Genomic DNA, 17,636 nt, shown 5'->3' with positions numbered 1-17,636 from the left:
TATGCGGGTCCGCGGGGTCCGTCAGGGCGTCGTCGTGGACACCACGTACACCGTGGGGGACGCGGGGTCCGTGAGGTCGACGGTGATGTCCTGGTTCGGCCGGGGCTTGGGGCGGTCGACGGTGGTGGAGGACCAGACGCGGTCGGCAGGGAAGGTCCAGCCGACGATGTCCGCGTCGCGGTCGCTGACGGTGACCGTGCCGGAGGTCAGCGCCGAACGGCTGGAGCCGACCCCGTTCAGGAAGGTGTCGAGGCGGGCCGCGGTCGTCGTGAACTGGACGTACAGCCGGCTGGTCTTCCAGTTGCTGGTCTCGAAGTAGGCGACCTTCGAGCTGCCCTGTGGGATCGGCACCTCGAAGACCCGGCGCTTCATCAGCGAGGGCCAGTTGTCGCTCAGGCCCGTGGCCGAGGACTCGCGCTCCTTGTCGCGGCCGCTGTCGCGGCTCTGACCCGCGGAGATCATCAGATACCCGGCGGGGATGCCGACGAGCAGCACGATGATGATCGCCGTCAGCCAGCGCCGGCGGATCATGTGGCGCCGGTCCTCCGGCATCTTCGTGCTCTGTTCGGGCGAGGTGGTCGGGGAGGGGACGGTCATGAAGGCGGGTCCTGGGTGGTGCGGGAGGAGGTGCGTGGTTCGGTGGCGGCCCGGAGGACCTGGGCGTACCGCTCGTACCGTTCGTAGCGCTCGACGCGGCGCCGGTTGGCGCGGCGGAAGCGGCGGGCGACGAGCCGGGCGAGGTCGGCCGCGCCGACCATACCTGCCTCGGGGCCGAGCTGGGCCTTGGTGATCCGGGCCTCGGGGCGGTATCCCCGGCCGGTGAGGTGGCGCCGGAAGGCGTCCCTGGCCGGGCCGATCAGCAGGTCGTCGGCGGCGCTGACGCCCCCGCCGATGACGAAGCAGGAGGGGTCGAGGGCGGCGGCCAGGTTGGCGATGCCGACGCCCAGCCACTGGCCGATGTCCTGGAGGAGCTCGACGCACATGGCGTCGCCCTCGCGGGCCAGCTCGGTGATGAGCGGTCCCGTGATGTCCGGGACGTGGCCCTTGACCCGCTCGATGATGTTGTACGCGACCGGGGAGTCGGCGGCCGCCAGCTCCTTGGCCTCGCGGACCAACGCGTTTCCGGAGCTGTACTGCTCCCAGCAGCCCCGGTTGCCGCACGGGCAGCGGTGGCCACCGGGGACGACCTGCATATGGCCGAACTCGCCGGCCACCCCGTACTTGCCGCGCTTGACCCGGCCGTCCTCCAGGATCGCGCCGCCGATGCCGGTGCCGAGCGTGATCATGACGAGGTGGTCCTCGCCGCGCCCGGCGCCGAAGCGCCACTCGGCCCAGGCGGCCGTGTTCGCGTCGTTGTCGACCATGACGGGCACGGCGAGCCGGGACTGGAGGGAGTCGCGCAGCGGCTCGTTGCGCCAGGCGAGGTGCGGGGCGAAGAGGACGGTGGCCCGCTCGGCGTCCACCCAGCCCGCCGCGCCGATGCCGACGGCGTGCACGTCGTGCCGGTCGGAGAGGTCCAGGACCAGTTCGACGATGGTGTCCTCGACGACCTTGGGGCTCTTGGACTTGTCCGGCGTCTCGGTCCGTACCTTCTCCAGGATCGTGCCGTCCGCGTCGACGACCCCGGCCATGACCTTCGTACCGCCGATGTCGATGCCGACGGTGGGCACCCGGGGCGCGGTCAGGTGGGAGCGCCGCTCCCGGGTGCCGACGGTCCGCAGCACCGTGGCCCGGGCGGCGCCGCGGTGGGAGAGGTCGCGGTAGGTACTCATCGGCTCGATTCTGCCAGGTGCGGTGTAGGAGGGCCGTGACGAGCGAGCGGGCGGGTCACGAGGGCCTGTCCGACCCTGATCGGCCGGACAGGCTCTAGCCCTGTGGGCGCTCCAGCTCGTGTCGGAGGTCGTCCAGCTCGCTGCCGCCCGCCATCTGCCGGGTCAGCTCGTCCAGCGTGACCGAACTCTTGGTGTGGCTGCCCGCCATGACTCCGCGCTTGAGCAGGACGAACCGGTCGCCGACGAGGTAGGCGTGGTGCGGGTTGTGGGTGATGAGGACCACGCCGAGGCCTTGGTCACGGGCGGCGGCCACATACTTCAGGACCACTCCGGACTGCTTGACGCCGAGCGCGGCGGTCGGCTCGTCCAGGACCAGGACCTTGGCGCCGAAGTGGACCGCCCGGGCGATGGCCACGCACTGGCGCTCGCCGCCGGAAAGGGTGCCGATGGGCTGGTCGACGTCGCGCAGGTCGATGCCCATGCGGAGCAGTTCGGTACGGGTCGTCTCGCGCATCAGCTCGACGTCGAGGCGCTTGAAGGGGCCCTTGCCCTTCGTGGGCTCCGAGCCGAGGAAGAAGTTCCGCCAGACCGGCATGAGGGGGACGACGGCCAGGTCCTGGTAGACGGTGGCGATGCCGCGGTCGAGCGCGTCGCGCGGGTTGGCCAGGGAGACCTCCTCGCCCTCGATGCGGAAGGTGCCTGCGTCGTGCCGGTGCAGTCCGGCGACGATCTTGATGAGGGTGGACTTGCCGGCGCCGTTGTCGCCGAGGACGCAGGTGATCTCGCCCGCGTGGACCTCCAGGGAGACCCCTTCGAGGGCGCGGATGTTGCCGTAGAACTTGCTGACGTCGTCGAGCTCGACGAGAGGGGTGGCTTCCGTCGTCATTTGGTTGCCTCCACGCGCCTGCGGATCCAGGCGTTCAGCAGGGTCGCGAGCAGGAGCATCGCTCCCAGGAAGAACTTGAACCAGTCCGGGTTCCACTCCGCGTACACGATGCCCTTGCTGGTCATGCCGAAGATGAACGCGCCGACCGCCGAGCCGATGGCGGAGCCGTAACCGCCGGTGATCAGACAGCCGCCGATGACGGCCGCGATGATGAAGATCAGCTCGTTCCCGACGCCCTCGCCGGACTGGACGACGTCGAAGGAGAAGAGCAGGTGCTGGCCGGAGATCCAGGCGCAGAAGGCCACGCCCATGTAGAGGCCGATCTTGGTCCGGTGGACCGGGACGCCGACCGCGCGGGCCGCGTCGGCGCCGCCGCCGACGGCGAAGATCCAGTTGCCGAAGCGGGTGCGCAGCAGGATCCAGGTGGCGACGGCGACCAGGCCGATCCACCACAGGATGGTGACCTTGAGGTCGACGCCGCCGATGGTCACCTGCGAGGCGAAGAGCTTCTTCGCCGAGGAGAAGCCCTCCATGTCGGCGATCGACTTCGTGGAGACCGTGCCGCTGATGAGCTTGGTGAAGCCGAGGTTCAGGCCGGTCAGCATCAGGAAGGTGCCGAGGGTGATGATGAAGCTCGGCAGCTTGGTGCGGGTCAGCATGACGCCGTTGAAGACGCCGATGGCGAGGGTGACGAGCAGCGAGACGCCGACGCCGACCCAGACGTTCGCGGTCATCTGGTAGCTGAACATCGAGGAGATCAGCGCCGAGCTGGTGACCAGGACGCCCGCCGAGAGGTCGAACTCGCCGCCGATCATCAGCAGCGCGACGGGCACCGCCATGATGCCGAGGGTGGAGGCCGCGTAGAGGACCGTGCCCAGGCTGGACGCCTTCAGGAAGCTGTCGGCGACGAGCGAGAAGAAGACGAAGAGGGCGATCGCGCCGACGATCGAGCCGAGCTCGGGCCGGGCCAGGAGCTTCTTCAGCGGCGAGGTGCGCAGCAGCCGCTCGTCGACGTGGTCGATGCCGTCTCCTGTCGGGGCGATCCCGCTCATCGGGTGCCCCGCTCCGTGTAGCCCTTGAGCGCGGTGGCGTCGTCCTTGGTGATGATCTGCGGGCCGGTGAGGACCGGCTTGCCGCCGCCGAGGACGTCGGCGTTGTACTTGTACAGCCAGAGCAGGTCGACGGCCTCGTAGCCCTGGAGGTAGGGCTGCTGGTCCACGGCGAAGCCGAGGGCGCCCGAGGAGAGCCCGGTGGCGACCTTGGCGTTGAGGTCGAAGGTGTCGATCTCGGCCGCGGATCCGGCGGTCTTCTTCGCCTGGACGGCGGCGTCCGCGAAGGGCGCGCCGAGGGTGACGACGGAGTCGATGGCCGGGTCCGACTGGAGCTTGGCCTCGATGGAGGCCTGGACGTCGGGCATGTTGGTGCCGTCGACGTACAGGTTCTCCATCTCGCCGTCGAAGGTCTTCTTCGCTCCGGCGCAGCGCTGCTCGTGGCCGACGTTGCCCTGCTCGTGCAGGACGCACAGGGCCTTCTTCTTCCCGCGCTCGTCCAGCTCGTCGCCGACGGCCTCACCGGCGACGGTCTCGTCCTGGCCGATGTGGGTGAGCGCCCCGAAGGCCTTGGACTGCTCGGAGCCGGAGTTCACGGTGATCACCGGGATGCCGGCCTTGACCGCCTTCTCGACGGCCGCCTTCATCGCGTCGGGCTTGGCGAGCGTGACGATGAGGCCGTCGACGCCCTTCGCGATGTACGAGTCGATGAGCTGGGCCTGCGCCTGCGCCTCGTCGCTGTGGGCGTAGAGGAAGTTGATGTTGTCCTTGACGGCGGCCTGCTCGGCGCCGTTCTGGACGATGTCCCAGAAGGTGTCCCCGTCGCCCGAGTGGGTCACCATGGCGAAGGTCCACCGGGGGGTGTTCACGGCCGCCTTCCCCTGGGCCGCGGCCGCCTTGCGGGCGTCCTCCGCGCGCTTCCCGCCGGTGCTGCTGCACCCCGCGAGTGCGGCGGTGAGCGCCACCGCGAGCACGGCGCCGACTGCGGCGCGTACCCCTCCTGTCCGAAGCCTGGTCACGAGGCCGTGCCCTCCTTTGTGTCCTTCTGCGTGCATTGCAGTATCGGTCATGGGGGTCGCGCGGACTTCAGCGGGTCTGCAGGTCAGGGGCGGACCAGGAGCTGGAACTCGAAGGAGTACCGCGAGGCCCGGTAGAGGTGGGAGCCGAACTCGACGGCGCGGCCCGTGTCGTCGAAGGTGGTGCGTTCCATGGTGAGCAGCGGTGCTCCCTCCTCCTCGGCGAGCAGTTCGGCCTCGGCGGCCGTGGCGGCGCGGGCGCCGACGGTCTGGCGGGCGCTGTGCAGAGTGATACCGGCGCCGCGCATCAGCCGGTAGAGGCCGGTCGCCTCGAGGCGGCCCGCGTCCAGGTCGAGCAGTCCGGCCGGGAGGTGGTTGCGCAGGTACGCCATGGGCTCGTCGTGCGCCGTACGGAGTCGCTCCACGTACCGGACGTCGCTGCCCTCCGGTACGCCGAGGGCCGCCGCGACCGGGGCTGCGGCGGGTTCGACGCGGTCGACGAGGACCCGGGTGGCGGGGCGCTGGCCGGCCGTCTCCAGGTCGTCGTAGAGGCTGCTGAGCTCCAGCGGACGCCGGACCTGACTGTGCACGACCTGCGTGCCCACGCCGCGCCTGCGGACCAGGAGCCCCTTGTCGACCAGCGACTGGATGGCCTGCCGAACGGTGGGCCGGGACAGGCCGAGGCGGGTGGCGAGGTCGATCTCGTTGCCGAGCAGGCTGCCGGGTGCCAGGGAACCGTTCTCGATGGCCGCTTCCAGCTGCCGGGCGAGCTGGTAGTAGAGCGGGACCGGGCTGGTGCGGTCCACGGCGAGTGGGGGCGGCTCGGCGGACGGCGGCTGCTTGGACACGGACGGGAGCGTAGCCCGAGGAGATGATGACAGGAAGTGGTGAAGTCCGATTGTCCTGACAAATCCTCGGGCGAATGCCTCCCAGGGCTACCGCGCGCTCCACACGGTGATCTTCAGCTTCAGGAACCCGGAGTCCCGCCTCGACTTGAAGGAATTGCTGACGACCTCGGCGTACGCGATGGTCCCCTGCGCGTTGTAGAGGCACAGACCCGCCCCGGCGCGCAGTGTCACGAGGTCGAGCCGATACTCGAACCTGGTCACGGACTTGCACGTGGCGAGGGAGCCCGATTCCCCGGACCGCAGCACCACCAGCCGCGTGCCCTCCTCACCGTTCTGGAAGTCCTCGGGAAGGCTGTAGAAGTCCACTCCTTCCTCGTACGGTCGGACCTGCAGCGGATTCTCGTCGAGCCGAATCCCGTAGTCCGATCCGATTTCGACCGTCTGCGTCCGGGCGCCCCCATCGGCACCCGGCCCAGGACCGCCCGACGCCGAGGGCGTCGGCGCGGTGGACGGCGCGGCCGTGGCCGGCGCCTCCGGTGCGGCCGGGACGGTGACGGTCCTGGTGACGTACACGGTCTCGGTCACGGTCCTGGCCGTCGGAGAGTTGAAGACCACCGGAAGCCCGAAAAAGCCCAGGATGAGGCCCAGCACCGCGGTGACGGCGGAGACCAGCGCCGCCACCTCACCGAGACGAGCACGCGACCCGCGCCCGTCGGTCGCGTCCGGGCTCCCCGGCGCGGGTGTGGAGGTGGCGTCCGGTCCGGAGGTCGGAGTGGAGCCGGAGCCAGGCGTGCCAGTCATCGAAAATCACTCCCCCGTGTGGTGACTGTCGTTCGTTCGGTACCCCTGACGAGCATGACCATTACAACCTGACGCAGCCGGAGGCGCGGCCGGTTTCACCTTCGGCACGTCGACAGCGGGCCGAGGAGGCGGGTCGCCTGTCGACGTCCGATTGTCCTGACAAATCCTTGACAGGGTCCCGGTCCGGCACCACCTTGGGGCCATGCGTATCGGACTGATCGGAACGGGTCGTATCGGGGCCTTCCACGCGGGCGCGCTCGCCCGCCACCCGGAGGTCGAGTCGCTGGTGGTGGCGGACGCGGACGCCGAGCGGGCGGCGCGGGTGGGTGGGGCGATCGGCGCGGAGCCGGCGCCGAGCGTCGACGCCCTCCTGGACCACCACGCGCTCGACGCCGTCGTCATCGCCTCCGCCACCGCCGCCCACGCCGAGCTGATCGCCCGCGCGGCGGGCGCGGGGCTGCCCGCCTTCTGCGAGAAGCCCATCGCCCTGGACGTGCCGGGCACGCTCGGGGCGCTGCGGGCGGTCGAGGCGGCGGGTACGGAGCTCCAGCTCGGCTTCATGCGCCGCTTCGACGCCGGTTACGTGGCGGCCCGGGAGGCGGTGCGGTCCGGGCGGCTCGGCCGGCTGCACACCGTGCGGGCGGCGACCTCGGACCCGGCCCCGCCGCCCGCCGCGTATCTGCCGCTCTCCGGGGGCCTCTTCCGGGACTGCCTGGTGCACGACTTCGACATACTGCGCTGGGTGACCGGGCGGGAGGTCGTCTCGGTGTACGCGACCGGCTCGGACGCGGGCCCCGCGATGTTCCGCGAGGCGGACGACGTGGACACGGCGGCGGCGGTGCTCACCCTGGACGACGGCACGCTGGCGGTGGCGACGGCGACCCGGTGCAACGGCGCCGGGTACGACGTACGGATGGAGCTGGCCGGCGAGCTCGACCAGATCGCCGTCGGCCTGGACGACAGGACCCCGCTCACCTCGGTGGAGCCGACGGGCCCCGCGGCCCCGGTCAAGCCGTGGACGGGCTTCCTGGAACGCTTCGCTCCGGCGTACGAGGCCGAACTGGACGCGTTCGTACGCCTGGTACGGGGCGAGGCCCCGAACCCCTGCGACGGCCGGGAGGCCCTGGAGGCGCTCCGGATCGCGGAGGCATGCGAGCGCTCACGGCGCGAGGGCCGCCCGGTCCGCGTGGACGAGATCGCGTCGTAGACGGACCGGGCGGGGCGCTCGTGGGAGCTCTCAGCCCGTCGCCGCGAGCACCGTGCCCTGGGCGACCGCGCACAGGGTCTCGGTGCCCCCGCCGTCCACGGTCAGCAGGTCGCAGCGCACCACGGCCTGCCGACGGCCCGCGTGGACGACCGAGGCGCGGGCGCGCAGGGTCACGCCGACGGCGGGGCGGACGTACTGGATGGAGAACCCGGCCGTCAGGACGGCCGGGCCGAGGGCCGCGCCGGCCGCGAAGGTCAGCGCGTTGTCGGCGGCGTACGAGAGCACCCCGCCATGGACGAAACCGTTCTGCTGCTGGAGTTCCTCGCGGAGGTCCACCTCCAGGGTCGCCCCGCCCGCGCCGAAGGCGGTGAGCCGGGCGCCGACGAACCGGCTGAACGGCTGGGCGTCGAGGACCTTCCGCGCGACATCGAGGTCGAAGTCCGGGGTGGGTGCGGTGTCGGTCATCGGGTCACCACCGGACGGGCAGGCGGCGGACACCGCGGATGAGGAGGCCGGGCATCCACTCCCAGGGAGCGGCTTCGGGCTCGAGTTCCAGCCGCGGAAAGCGCTCCAGGAGTGTCCGGATCGCGATGGTGCCCTCGAGGCGGGCGAGCGGGGCGCCGAGGCAGTAGTGCAGGCCGTGCCCGAAGGCGAGGTGGCCGCGCGGTTCGCGGCGGATGTCGAAGCGGTCCGGTTCGGGGAAGCGGGCCGGGTCGCGGTCGGCGCCCGCGAGGGAGACGAAGACCGGCGCGAGGGCCGGGATCTCCGTACCGCCGACGGCGGTCGCCTCCTTGGCGATCCGGAAGGTGGTGGTCTCCACCGGACCGTCGTAGCGCAACCCTTCCTCGACGGCCCCGTCGATGAGCCCGAAGTCGGCGCGCAGGTCGGCGAGTTGGTCCGGGTGGGCGAAGAGGGCCCGCATCGTGTTGGAGATCAGATTGACGGTCGTCTCGTGCCCGGCGATGAGCAACACGTAGGCCATCGCCCGCAGTTCGGGCAGCGACAGCCGGTCGCCGTCCTCGTCGCGGGTGGCGATCAGCGCGGACAGCAGATCGCCGGCGGGCCCGGCCGCCCGCTTGTCCTCGATGAGCTCACCGAGGTAGGCGCCGAACCCCTCGACGACCTCCCGCTCGGGCGTGCCCCCGGTCGGCGCGACCAGCTCGTTCGACCAGCGGCGGAAGGAGTCACGGTCGGCCGCCGGAACGCCGAGGAGCTCGCAGATGACGGTGATGGGCAGCGGGAAGGCGAAGGCGTCCACGAGGTCGGCACGGCCGGCCGGCTCCGCGGCCATCGCCTCGACCAGCTCGTCCGCGAGCTCCTGGACGCGCGGCCGCAGCGCCTCCACCCTCCGGGCGGTGAACTCCCGCGCGACGAGCTTGCGCAGCCGCGTGTGGTCCGGCGGGTCGACGGCGAGCAGGTTGGGACCGATGACCTCCTCGTCGATCGGCGTGAAGCCGATGACCGAGGGCGACTTGACCAGCCGCGGGTCGGTGAGCGCGGCCCGCCCCTCCTCGTGACCGACGACGAGCCAGAACTCCCAGCCGTCGGGCATACGGACGTGGTGGACGGGACCGCTCTCACGGAGCTTGGCGTAGTAGGGATACGGGTTCGCGGTGAAGTCCGCGCCGTACTCCCCCAGATCGATGACGGACATCGTCCCAGCCTAGATCGCGGCTATCGGCCGTCCTCGTCCAGGAGGCCCGCGTCGTGGACCAGGAGGGCGATCTGGACACGGTTGTTGAGGTCGAGTTTGGCCAGAATGCGTGAGACGTGGGTCTTGACCGTCGGCACGCTCAGGTACAGGGCGGCGGCGATCTCGGCGTTGGACTGGCCTCGGCCGACGGCGATCGCGACCTCGCGTTCCCGGTCGGCGAGTTCGGCGAGGCGGACGGTGGCGGTGGTGCGGCGCGGCTGTTCCTGATGGCCGACGACGTGGGTCATCAGCTGGCGGGTGACGGCCGGGGAGAGGACCGGGTCGCCGGAGGCGACGCGGCGTACGGAGGCGACGATCTCGGCCGGCGGGGTGTCCTTGAGGACGAAGCCGGCGGCTCCGGCCCGCAGCGCGCGCAGCACGTGGTCGTCGGCGTGGAAGGTGGTGAGGACGAGGACCTGGGGCGCGTCGGGGCGGGCGCGGAGCCGTTCGGTGGCGGTGAGGCCGTCGACGTACGGCATCCGGATGTCCATGAGGACGACGTCGGGGGCGAGCCGGGCGACGAGGTCGGGGACGTCCCGGCCGTCGGCGCCCTCCCCGACGATGTCGATGTCGTCGGCGCCGCCGAGCATCAGGGTGAGTCCCGCGCGGACCAGGGGGTCGTCGTCGACGATGAGCAGCCGGATGGTCATGGGGGCCACGGTAGCCAGGCGTGGAGGAGGAAGCCGCCGTCGGGGGCCGGACCGTGGTCGAGGCGTCCGCCGGCGAGGGTCGCGCGCTCGGTGAGGCCGATGAGCCCCTGGCCGGATCCGGGGACGGGCGGGACAGGGCCGGTCGGGGCGGGGTTGTGGACGTCGACGGTCAGGCCCTCGCCGGGGCGGCCGCGCACGGTGACGGTGACGTCGGTGCCCGGGGCGTGCTTGCGGGCGTTGGTGAGGCCCTCCTGCGCGATCCGGTAGACGGTGCGACCGGTCGCGGTGGGGACGGCGGCCGGGTCGTCGACGGTGGTGTCCAGGACGACCTTCGCCCCGGCGGCGCGGGACTCGGCGACGAGCTCGTCCAGGGTGGCCAGGGTGGGCTGGGGGCGGTCGCCCTCGCCGCCCTCGCCGGGCGCCCGCAGTACCCCGATGATCTCGCGGAGGTCCTGGAGCGCCTCGTGGGCGCTGTCGCGGATGACGCCGGCGGCCCGGGCGACCTGCTCGGGCGGGGCGTCGGGGCGGAACTCCAGGGCTCCGGCGTGCACGCTCAGCAGGGTGAGGCGGTGGGCGAGGACGTCGTGCATCTCGCGGGCGATGGCCTCCCGGGCGAGCCGCTGCGCCTGCTGGGCGCGGAGCTCGGCCTCGGCCTCGGCGCGCCTGGCCCGTTCGCGCAGCGCCTCGACGAGCTGGCGCCGGGAGCGTACGAGCATGCCCCACGCGGTCATGAGCAGGATCAGGATCAGGCCGATGGCGATCCCGAGCGGCGCCCCGGTGGAGGGGTCGGGGCGTACGAAGACGGCGGCGACGGAGCAGGCGGCGGCGAGCGCGCCGATCCAGGCGATCTCCCGGAAGGGCTTGCGGACGGCGACGCTGAACAGGCTCACCAGGAAGGCTCCCCCGGCGACCGGCGCGACGACGCTGACGAGCGAGAGCACGACGGCGAGGCCCACGGGCCAGCGGCGGCGGAGCCAGAGGGCGCAGCAGGCGACGGCGCCGGCGACCTGGTCCGCGAAGGCCACGACCTCGCTGTTGTACTGGTCGCTGGTCTCGGCGGCGAGAAGGCCGACGAAGACGGCGCAGAGGAAGAGCGCCGTGTCGACGACCCAGTCCCGTACGGTCCGCCGCGGCCTGCGGCCGGATGCGCTGCCGGCCGTGGGGTCGGCCATGGCTGAGGGCAGCAGCCAGGCGTAGGGGTCCGTACGTGTCATACAGACCAAAGTACGCACGTCAGGGGCGCGGAGCCGGTCCTGAGCCGCCGGAAGCGACCAAAGTCGCGAGGGAGGCGACTTCGGTAGCACGGGGTGTGGCCTCCTGGCCGACGCGGGGGCCGCGCCCCGGGCGCCAGGATCGGCGCATGAGGAAGTTCCTGGAGTTCGTGGGCGGGGTCGTGCTGGTCGGCGGCCTCGCGGGGGTGGTGCGCGAGTTGACCGGTTGGTTCCCCATCATGGGGTTCACCCGGGCGCTGACGGACAACGTCTGGTTCCTGGAGGGCCGCGAGATCCTCGCCAACGTGGCGATCGCGGTCGTCGGCTTCGCGATCGTCATGATCGCCGACACCAAGCGCCGTACCTGAGTCGGGTGGGGGAGGTCGGTCGTTCCGGTGACCGGATGCCCCCGTACGGATCGCGGGCGGTGCGCGGCTCGCCGAGGTGTAGTGGGGTGGGCCGCACCGAACGGCCCATTTCCACCGACAGGGGGCGACCGCCGTGAGCCGAGAGCACGCCCCCGGACCGACCGGACCCACCGGGCCGATCGAGCCGACCGGGCCGACCGGGCCGACCGGGCCGGAGCGGCGGGACGAGGTCGTCGGCGAGGCCCGCTGGCCGATGGCCACCGCCGTCGTCGCCGCCATGGTGCTGACCCTGTTGCTCCCCGACGACCTCCGCCTTGCCCCCGTCTGGGTGCTCCCCAGCGTCGAGGGGCTGCTCCTGCTGGCGCTGATCGCGGGCGACCCGGGCCGGATCGACCGCCGCTCCTCCGCCCTGCGCACCGTGGCGGTCGCCCTGGTGGGCGTCCTGGCGCTCGGCGCCGTCTGGTCGACCGTCCAACTGGTCGACGACATCATCCACGACGGGGCGGAGACCGCCTCCGCGACGAGTCTGCTGCAGACCGGCGGCACCGTCTGGGCCGGTACCGTCCTCGCCTTCTCCCTGCTCTACTTCGAACTCGACAGCGGCGGCCCGGGCGCCCGCGCCCACCACATGCCCGCCGCCCCCGCGCTCGCCTTCCCCCAACAGCTCAGCCCCGAGATCAGCCCGCCCGACTGGCGCCCGCGCTTCGTCGACTATCTCTACCTCGGACTCACCAACGCGACGGCGTTCAGCCCGACCGACGTCATGCCGCTGGCCCCCTGGGCCAAGATCGCCATGGCGGTCCAGTCGCTCGTCTCCCTCCTCATCCTCGGCCTCGTGGTCGCCCGCGCCGTCAATGTGCTCGCCTAGGGGCCGCTGGAGGCCGCCGCGGCCCGCCGCAGCCCGCCCGAAAAGGCATGATTCATCCCCCAGCGGATAGAGTCGGCGGGTGGCCAGAGGCACAGAACACGCCGAGGGACCGGGACCGTTCACGACCCGGCTCACCTGGCGGCTCGGGGACGGCGGCACCGCGGTCTGGGAGTCGCGCCTGGCGCGCAAACGCGCGCGGCTGACCGTACGCGCCGCCGGGGAGCCGGAGCCTCGCTCCCGTACGGCGGACAGCGTGGCCGTCGCCCGGACCCGCAGGCTCAACGCCGTCGCCGCGGGCGCGTTCACCGTCGGCGGGGCGCTCTTCGCCCTCGGCGCCGCCTTGGCCCAGTTCGGCCCGGGTGATGTGACGGGTGCCTGGATCTACTTCGCCGGCGGCCTGTTCTTCAACACCGGCGGGTACGCCTCACTCCTCCAGACCGTCAACACACCCCTCCGGGACGGAGCGGCCGGCGCGCTCGCCGCGCGGCCCTGGTCCTGGTGGAGGTACGAGCCCTCCCGGATCGACTGGCTCAGCGCGTTCCTGCTGTTCGCCGGCACGATCGTGTTCGGCATCAACCTCGTGGGCTCCCTGCTGCAGGGGCTCACGGTGCAGCAGGCGAACCGGCTCATCTGGGCCCCCGACATGGTCGGGTGCATCCTGTTCCTGGTCTCGGGGCACCTCGCGCTGGTCGAGGTCTGCCACGGCCGGCCCCGGGTGCGCGCGCACGACCTCGCGTGGTGGATCGTCGCCGTCAATCAGCTCGGCTCGGTCCTCTTCATGGTGTCGGCCCTGGCCGCCTTCACCCGACCCGCGACCGGGAGTCTGGTGAACGTCGACATCGCCAACTGGGGCACCCTTGCCGGAGCGGCGTGCTTCTCCGCCGGCGGGGTGCTCCAGTTCTACGAGCGCCCCGACTGAGGCCTACGAGCGACCCTGACTCGCCTCGTTGAGGCGGGTGACCTCGGCGAGGTGTTCGGCCATCCGGTGGGAGACGGAGCCACTGGTGTAGAGGACCCCGCCGATCACCGCGAACGGGATCGAGCCGCCGAGGATCGCGACCATCTCGGGCCAGTCGCGCTCGGCGACGCACGCGTCGCGCTCGCTGTGCAGGTACTCGGAGCTCCAGCGGGACTCGCACTCGTCCTCGCTGCGGCCGTCGACGGCGGTGTACGGGAGGAAGATCCCGACCACGAACCAGATCCACAGCAGCCCGGCGACCGTGAGCAGCCCGAGCCCCCAGCCCTGGGTGCGCCGTGCGCGGGCGCGGAAGTCTATGTCGTACGGCAGTGAACGCATGGGCCAAGAACCTACCGGGCGCTCTCGTCGGCGGCCCGGCGGCCCCAACTCGTGCCCGCGAGCACCAGGATGGCGCCCGCGAAGCCCAGCGCGCCGGGGCGGTCGCCGGCGATCGCGATGCCCGCGGCGGCGGCCCACAGCGGCTCCGTACCGAGCAGCAGGCTGACCCGGGAGGGGGACGTGCGGCGGACGGCCCACATCTGCACGAAGAAGGCGAAGAGCGTGCAGAAGACGGAGAGGAAGAGCAGGCCGGCCCATTCGCGCGGCCCGAAGTCGAGCGCCACCGACCAGGGCGAAGCGCCGGTGCCGGGGACGGTGGCCAGCAGCGCGAAGACGGCGACGGCCGAGCCGAGTTGGACGGTGGTGAGGGAGAGCGAGTCGGCTTCCTGGACGGCCTTGAGCCGGGCCATGGCCATGACATGCACGGTACGGGCGAGGGCGGCGAGCAGCATCAGGAGGTCGCCGAGGGACGGGGCGGTGAAGCCGGCGCCCTGGGTCAGCAGCACCACACCGGCCACGGAGAGCCCAGCGGCGCCGAGGAACGCGCGGGGCGGCCTGGTGCGGGTGACGGCGGCCTCGGCGAGCGGGGTGAGGATCATGGTGAGGCTGATGATCAGGCCCGCGTTGGTGGCGGAGGTGTGGACGACGCCGTAGGTCTCCAGGAGGAAGATCCCGCTGAGGATCAGGCCGAGGAGGCCCGCGCCGCGCCACTGGTCCGCGCGCAGCGCCCGCAGCCCGCGCCATCCGGCGACCGCGAGCGCGGGCAGGACGACGGCGAAGCGCAGGACGAGGACGGCCACGACGGTGTGCGTGGTGGTGATGCCCTTGGCGGCGAGATAGCTGGCGCCCCAGACGACGGCGACGAGGAGCACCGGGAGGTCGGTGAGCCAGGCGCGGCGCGGGGCGCGAAGGGGTACGGAGGCGGCGATCGTGGACATCGGGGCGGCCTGCTCCAACACGTCGGACGGGGTGGAGACTTCAGCGGCTCGCACGCGGGACGATCACCGTACCGGGAGAGTCCTGTGGTGACTACACCTTTCTTACTCGAACGTTCCGTACTCGGGGCGGCCGGCCAGCTCGTACGTGTTGATGGAGATGCCCGTGCTCGTGGTCCTGGACCCGACGTTGCGGAAGGCGGTGGGCTTGGCGCCCTCGGCGAAGAACCGGAAGCCGCTGCCGAGGACGACCGGGAACACGAGCAGGTGGAGCGTGTCGATGAGGTCGGCGGCCATCAGGGACTGCGCGAGCCCGCCGCTGCCGTGCATCTGGATCTCGCCGTCGACGCGGTCCTTCAGGGCCGCGACCTCCTGGACGGCGTCGCCGGAGAGGATCGTCGTCGGGGCCCAGTCGGCCGTCTTGAGGGTGCGGGAGGTGACGTACTTGGGGAGGGCGTTGAGCTGGGAGGCGATGAGGTTGGCGGGGTCGGTCTGCTTGGGCCAGTACGAGGCGAAGATCTCGTACGTGTGGCGGCCGAGCAGGAAGGCGGCGGGCCGGCCGAAGATCTCGTCGACGAAGGCGCCGAAGTCGTCGTCACCGAACGGGAAGGCCCAGCCGCCGTGCTCGAAGCCGTTCCTGCGGTCCTCGTCGACCCCGCCGGGCCCCTGGTAGACGCCGTCGAGCGTCACGAACTGGGTGAGGGAGAGCTTGCCCATGGTGGTGCCCCTTCGGTGTGGTGCCGCTGTGAGTGCCGGGTGCGGTGCCCCCCGGTTCATCGTGTCTCAGAAGCTCAGACCTCACCGCCCGGCGAAACTCATCGGCGCGTGATCGCCGGCGCGTGATCGTCGGCGCCTGATCCTCGGTGTCCGATTGCCGCCAGCGTCCGACACCCCGCCCGACTTTGATTGAACCCGCAACGAGTGATGGGTTCTTCTCACGGAGGTCGAGATGTCCACGACGAACGGCATGAACGGCAAGGCGGTCCTGGTGACCGGCGGCAGCCGGGGGATCGGCGCGGCGACGGCGCTGCGGCTGGCCCGGGAGGGCGCGGACGTGGCGTTCACGTACGTCACGGGCGAGGAGCGGGCGAGGGAGGTGGCCGAGCGGATCGAGGCGACCGGGCGCAAGGCGCTCCCCCTCCGGGCGGACGCGGCGGTGGCCGGGGACGCGGCGGGCGCGGTGGAGTGGGCGGCGGACGCGCTGGGCCGGCTCGACGTGCTGGTCAACAACGCCGGGGTCGGGGTGATCGCCCCGCTGGACTCGCTGACCCTCGCGGACACGGACCGGGTCCTCGCGGTGAACGTACGGGCCGCGTTCCTCGCCGCGCAGGCCGCCGCCGGGCGGATGGAGCGGGGCGGGCGGATCGTCACGATCGGTACGTGCATGACGGCCCGGGTCCCGGCCCCCGGAGGCACGCTCTACGCGACGAGCAAGTCGGCCCTGATCGGCCTGACCAAGTCCCTCGCACGGGAGCTGGGCGGTCACGGCATCACCGCGAACATCGTCCACCCCGGCCCGATCGACACCGACATGAACCCGGCGGACGGCCCGTACGCTGCGGGCCAGGCGGCCATGACGGCCCTGGGCCGCTTCGGCACGGCCGACGAGGTCGCCGCGATGGTGGCCTTCCTCGCGGGCCCGGACGCGGAGTACGTGACGGGCGCGGAATTCGCGGTGGACGGCGGGCACGCGGCGTAGGGCACGCACGAGAGCCGGCGAGTGAGCCGAAGGGCGCGCCGGGGGAACGGCCCCGAGCGCGCGGAGCCTCCCGAGGAACGAGGGAGGCGAGCACGGTCGGGGCCGTGAGCCCGGCTCAGGCGCCCGGAGGCGAACCGAGCCCAGAAAAGAGGGGGGTTCGCGAGGGCGCGCCGGTGCTGTCGGGTCGGTGCGCCCTCGCGGGCCGGGCGGGGTGTCGTTACCCGCCCAGTTCCTGGTGGCGGGCCGTCAGGCGCGCCGCGCCCTCCTCGGTGAGCGAACCGAAGAGGCGGAGGCGGGAGATGCCGCCGTCGGGGTAGATGTCGACCCGGACGCGGGAGCCGACCGCCGGGGTGTCGAGCACGAAGCGGTGGTTGGTGTCCGGCTGGAGGCGGGTCCGGGGCAGGACCTCGGTCCAGTCCTCGGAGCCCTCCGCGGCGACGGAGAGCGCCGCCCAGCCCGCGCTGTTGCCCTTGAGGTACGCCGTGTCGATCTCGACGGCGCGGATCTCCGACTCGGCGGCCAGGCTGTAGCGGATCCAGTCGTTGCCCTTGTCGCGGCGGCGCCGCGTCTCCCAGCCGTCGTCCATCTTGCGGGAGCGGCCCGGCTGGATCGTGTTGGTGGCCGGCGAGTAGAAGCGGTCGGAGGCGTCCTCGACCTGGCCGCCGTTCTCCAGGGCCGCGAGGTCGAAGGTGCCGAGGACGGCGAGCCAGCGCGGGTCCGGGGCGACCTCTCCGTACACCCGCAGCCGGGCGATGCCGCCGTCCGGGTGCTGGTTGACGCGCAGGTGCGTGAAGCGCTGCTCGACGTCGACGGCGAAGCCGTTGGCGGCGTGGCCGCCGATCGCGGTGCGCGGGACGAGCGTCGTCCACTTCACGTCGTCCGCGAGGAGCTCCTCCGGCGACGGGGAGCCGGCGACCGAGGTGGCCTCGACGGAGACGGCCTGCGGGTAGTTGCCGCGGAAGTGCGCGGTGTCGACGACGATGCCGCGTACGACACCGGGGGCGCCGAGGCGCACGAGCGCCCAGTCGTGGTCGTCCTCGGTCGGGTGGGGCTGCTGGGCCGAGACACCACGGCGGCGGCGGGTCTCCCAGCCGTCCATGATCTTGCCCTTGTGCCCGAAGTGCTCGGGGTCGAACTCGGCGGCCTCGGGCTTCAGCATGTTCTCGCGCTCGGCGAAGAACTCGTCGTTGGCGGCGGTCACGCCCGCGCCGAGGCGCCGGTCGGCCAGGTCCGCGTACTGCGTGAACGGGAAGTCCGCGGTGCGGTAGTCCGCGTACGGGTCACCGCCGCCGTAGGGGCTGGCGTCGCCGGTGAAGGAGGGTATGCCGGTCACGGG

20 protein-coding genes are annotated in these 17,636 nt (G+C 72.1%); 5 read left to right on the top strand and 15 right to left on the bottom strand.

Translation table 11 applies throughout. The features are described 5' to 3' along the window. Positions 1-21: 21 nt before the first annotated feature. The 7 genes from AB0F56_RS23145 to AB0F56_RS23115 form a co-directional block, all read right to left on the bottom strand. Positions 22-597, bottom strand: coding sequence for a hypothetical protein (locus AB0F56_RS23145; protein WP_362012793.1), 576 nt, complete (start codon positions 595-597; stop codon positions 22-24). Next, positions 594-1,772 (bottom strand): ROK family glucokinase, encoded by a 1,179-nt coding sequence (locus AB0F56_RS23140; RefSeq protein WP_362012790.1) that lies wholly within the window; start codon positions 1,770-1,772, stop codon positions 594-596. The genes AB0F56_RS23145 and AB0F56_RS23140 overlap by 4 nt, the downstream gene beginning before the upstream one ends. A gap of 94 nt (positions 1,773-1,866) precedes the next feature. Continuing rightward, on the bottom strand, positions 1,867-2,658 hold the full coding sequence (locus AB0F56_RS23135) for an ATP-binding cassette domain-containing protein (protein WP_362012787.1): 792 nt from the start codon (positions 2,656-2,658) through the stop codon (positions 1,867-1,869). Next, positions 2,655-3,710: an ABC transporter permease gene (locus AB0F56_RS23130; RefSeq protein WP_362012785.1), complete on the bottom strand. Its 1,056-nt coding sequence runs from the start codon at positions 3,708-3,710 to the stop codon at positions 2,655-2,657. The genes AB0F56_RS23135 and AB0F56_RS23130 overlap by 4 nt, the downstream gene beginning before the upstream one ends. Further along, positions 3,707-4,726 carry a sugar ABC transporter substrate-binding protein gene (locus AB0F56_RS23125; protein WP_362012782.1) on the bottom strand — a complete coding sequence of 340 codons (1,020 nt, stop codon included), beginning with the start codon at positions 4,724-4,726 and terminating at the stop codon, positions 3,707-3,709. The genes AB0F56_RS23130 and AB0F56_RS23125 overlap by 4 nt, the downstream gene beginning before the upstream one ends. 83 nt (positions 4,727-4,809) lie before the next feature. Further along, positions 4,810-5,529 (bottom strand): GntR family transcriptional regulator, encoded by a 720-nt coding sequence (locus AB0F56_RS23120; RefSeq protein WP_362012941.1) that lies wholly within the window; start codon positions 5,527-5,529, stop codon positions 4,810-4,812. A gap of 129 nt (positions 5,530-5,658) precedes the next feature. Further along, positions 5,659-6,372, bottom strand: coding sequence for a hypothetical protein (locus AB0F56_RS23115; protein ID WP_362012780.1), 714 nt, complete (start codon positions 6,370-6,372; stop codon positions 5,659-5,661). A gap of 202 nt (positions 6,373-6,574) precedes the next feature. Here AB0F56_RS23115 and AB0F56_RS23110 point away from each other — a divergent pair, with 202 nt between their 5' ends. Continuing rightward, a complete protein-coding gene (locus AB0F56_RS23110; RefSeq protein ID WP_362012777.1) occupies positions 6,575-7,579 on the top strand; it encodes a Gfo/Idh/MocA family oxidoreductase in 1,005 nt (334 codons plus the stop codon). Positions 7,580-7,609: 30 nt separating this feature from the next. Here the strand turns inward: AB0F56_RS23110 and AB0F56_RS23105 are convergent, their stop codons facing one another. From AB0F56_RS23105 to AB0F56_RS23090, 4 genes are read right to left on the bottom strand one after another with little or no spacing between them, the layout of a single operon-like run. Further along, positions 7,610-8,044, bottom strand: a complete 435-nt coding sequence (locus AB0F56_RS23105; protein ID WP_362012774.1) for a PaaI family thioesterase — start codon at positions 8,042-8,044, stop codon at positions 7,610-7,612. A 4-nt stretch (positions 8,045-8,048) separates the two neighbouring features. Beyond that, the gene (locus AB0F56_RS23100) at positions 8,049-9,233 is read right to left on the bottom strand and encodes a cytochrome P450 (RefSeq protein WP_362012772.1); all 1,185 of its coding nucleotides are present in this window, start codon (positions 9,231-9,233) and stop codon (positions 8,049-8,051) included. Between the two features lie 20 nt (positions 9,234-9,253). Beyond that, entirely contained in the window at positions 9,254-9,922 is a 669-nt protein-coding gene (locus tag AB0F56_RS23095; RefSeq protein ID WP_362012770.1) for a response regulator transcription factor, read from the bottom strand. After that, positions 9,919-11,136 carry a histidine kinase gene (locus tag AB0F56_RS23090; protein WP_362012767.1) on the bottom strand — a complete coding sequence of 406 codons (1,218 nt, stop codon included), beginning with the start codon at positions 11,134-11,136 and terminating at the stop codon, positions 9,919-9,921. Before AB0F56_RS23090 ends, AB0F56_RS23095 begins: the two co-directional genes overlap by 4 nt. Positions 11,137-11,282: 146 nt before the next feature. Between AB0F56_RS23090 and AB0F56_RS23085 the strand changes: the two genes are divergently transcribed. The 3 genes from AB0F56_RS23085 (at position 11,283) to AB0F56_RS23075 (ending at position 13,288) form a co-directional block, all read left to right on the top strand. Then, positions 11,283-11,501 carry a hypothetical protein gene (locus AB0F56_RS23085; RefSeq protein WP_362012765.1) on the top strand — a complete coding sequence of 73 codons (219 nt, stop codon included), beginning with the start codon at positions 11,283-11,285 and terminating at the stop codon, positions 11,499-11,501. 133 nt (positions 11,502-11,634) lie between these two features. Then, positions 11,635-12,369 carry a hypothetical protein gene (locus tag AB0F56_RS23080; protein ID WP_362012762.1) on the top strand — a complete coding sequence of 245 codons (735 nt, stop codon included), beginning with the start codon at positions 11,635-11,637 and terminating at the stop codon, positions 12,367-12,369. Between the two features lie 79 nt (positions 12,370-12,448). Then, positions 12,449-13,288: a hypothetical protein gene (locus tag AB0F56_RS23075; RefSeq protein ID WP_362012760.1), complete on the top strand. Its 840-nt coding sequence runs from the start codon at positions 12,449-12,451 to the stop codon at positions 13,286-13,288. A gap of 3 nt (positions 13,289-13,291) precedes the next feature. Here the strand turns inward: AB0F56_RS23075 and AB0F56_RS23070 are convergent, their stop codons facing one another. The 3 genes from AB0F56_RS23070 to AB0F56_RS23060 all read right to left on the bottom strand — a co-directional run bounded on the left by AB0F56_RS23070 (position 13,292) and on the right by AB0F56_RS23060 (position 15,318). Continuing rightward, positions 13,292-13,666 (bottom strand): hypothetical protein, encoded by a 375-nt coding sequence (locus AB0F56_RS23070; protein WP_362012758.1) that lies wholly within the window; start codon positions 13,664-13,666, stop codon positions 13,292-13,294. Between the two features lie 11 nt (positions 13,667-13,677). Continuing rightward, positions 13,678-14,604 carry a DMT family transporter gene (locus AB0F56_RS23065; protein ID WP_362012939.1) on the bottom strand — a complete coding sequence of 309 codons (927 nt, stop codon included), beginning with the start codon at positions 14,602-14,604 and terminating at the stop codon, positions 13,678-13,680. Between the two features lie 102 nt (positions 14,605-14,706). After that, a complete protein-coding gene (locus AB0F56_RS23060; RefSeq protein WP_362012755.1) occupies positions 14,707-15,318 on the bottom strand; it encodes a dihydrofolate reductase family protein in 612 nt (203 codons plus the stop codon). 232 nt (positions 15,319-15,550) lie between these two features. On the opposite strand from AB0F56_RS23060, the gene AB0F56_RS23055 reads away from it, so the two are divergent. Then, positions 15,551-16,300, top strand: coding sequence for an SDR family oxidoreductase (locus tag AB0F56_RS23055; RefSeq protein ID WP_362012754.1), 750 nt, complete (start codon positions 15,551-15,553; stop codon positions 16,298-16,300). A gap of 217 nt (positions 16,301-16,517) precedes the next feature. On the opposite strand, the gene alc is transcribed toward AB0F56_RS23055, so the two are convergent. Next, the gene (alc, locus tag AB0F56_RS23050) at positions 16,518-17,633 is read right to left on the bottom strand and encodes an allantoicase (protein ID WP_362012752.1); all 1,116 of its coding nucleotides are present in this window, start codon (positions 17,631-17,633) and stop codon (positions 16,518-16,520) included. Positions 17,634-17,636 lie beyond the last annotated feature (3 nt).

The organism is Streptomyces sp. NPDC026092, from assembly GCF_040638605.1.
Lineage (GTDB): Bacteria > Actinomycetota > Actinomycetes > Streptomycetales > Streptomycetaceae > Streptomyces.
The sequence above is the reverse complement of the archived record's forward strand: the minus strand, read 5'-3'. Positions and strand labels throughout refer to the sequence as shown.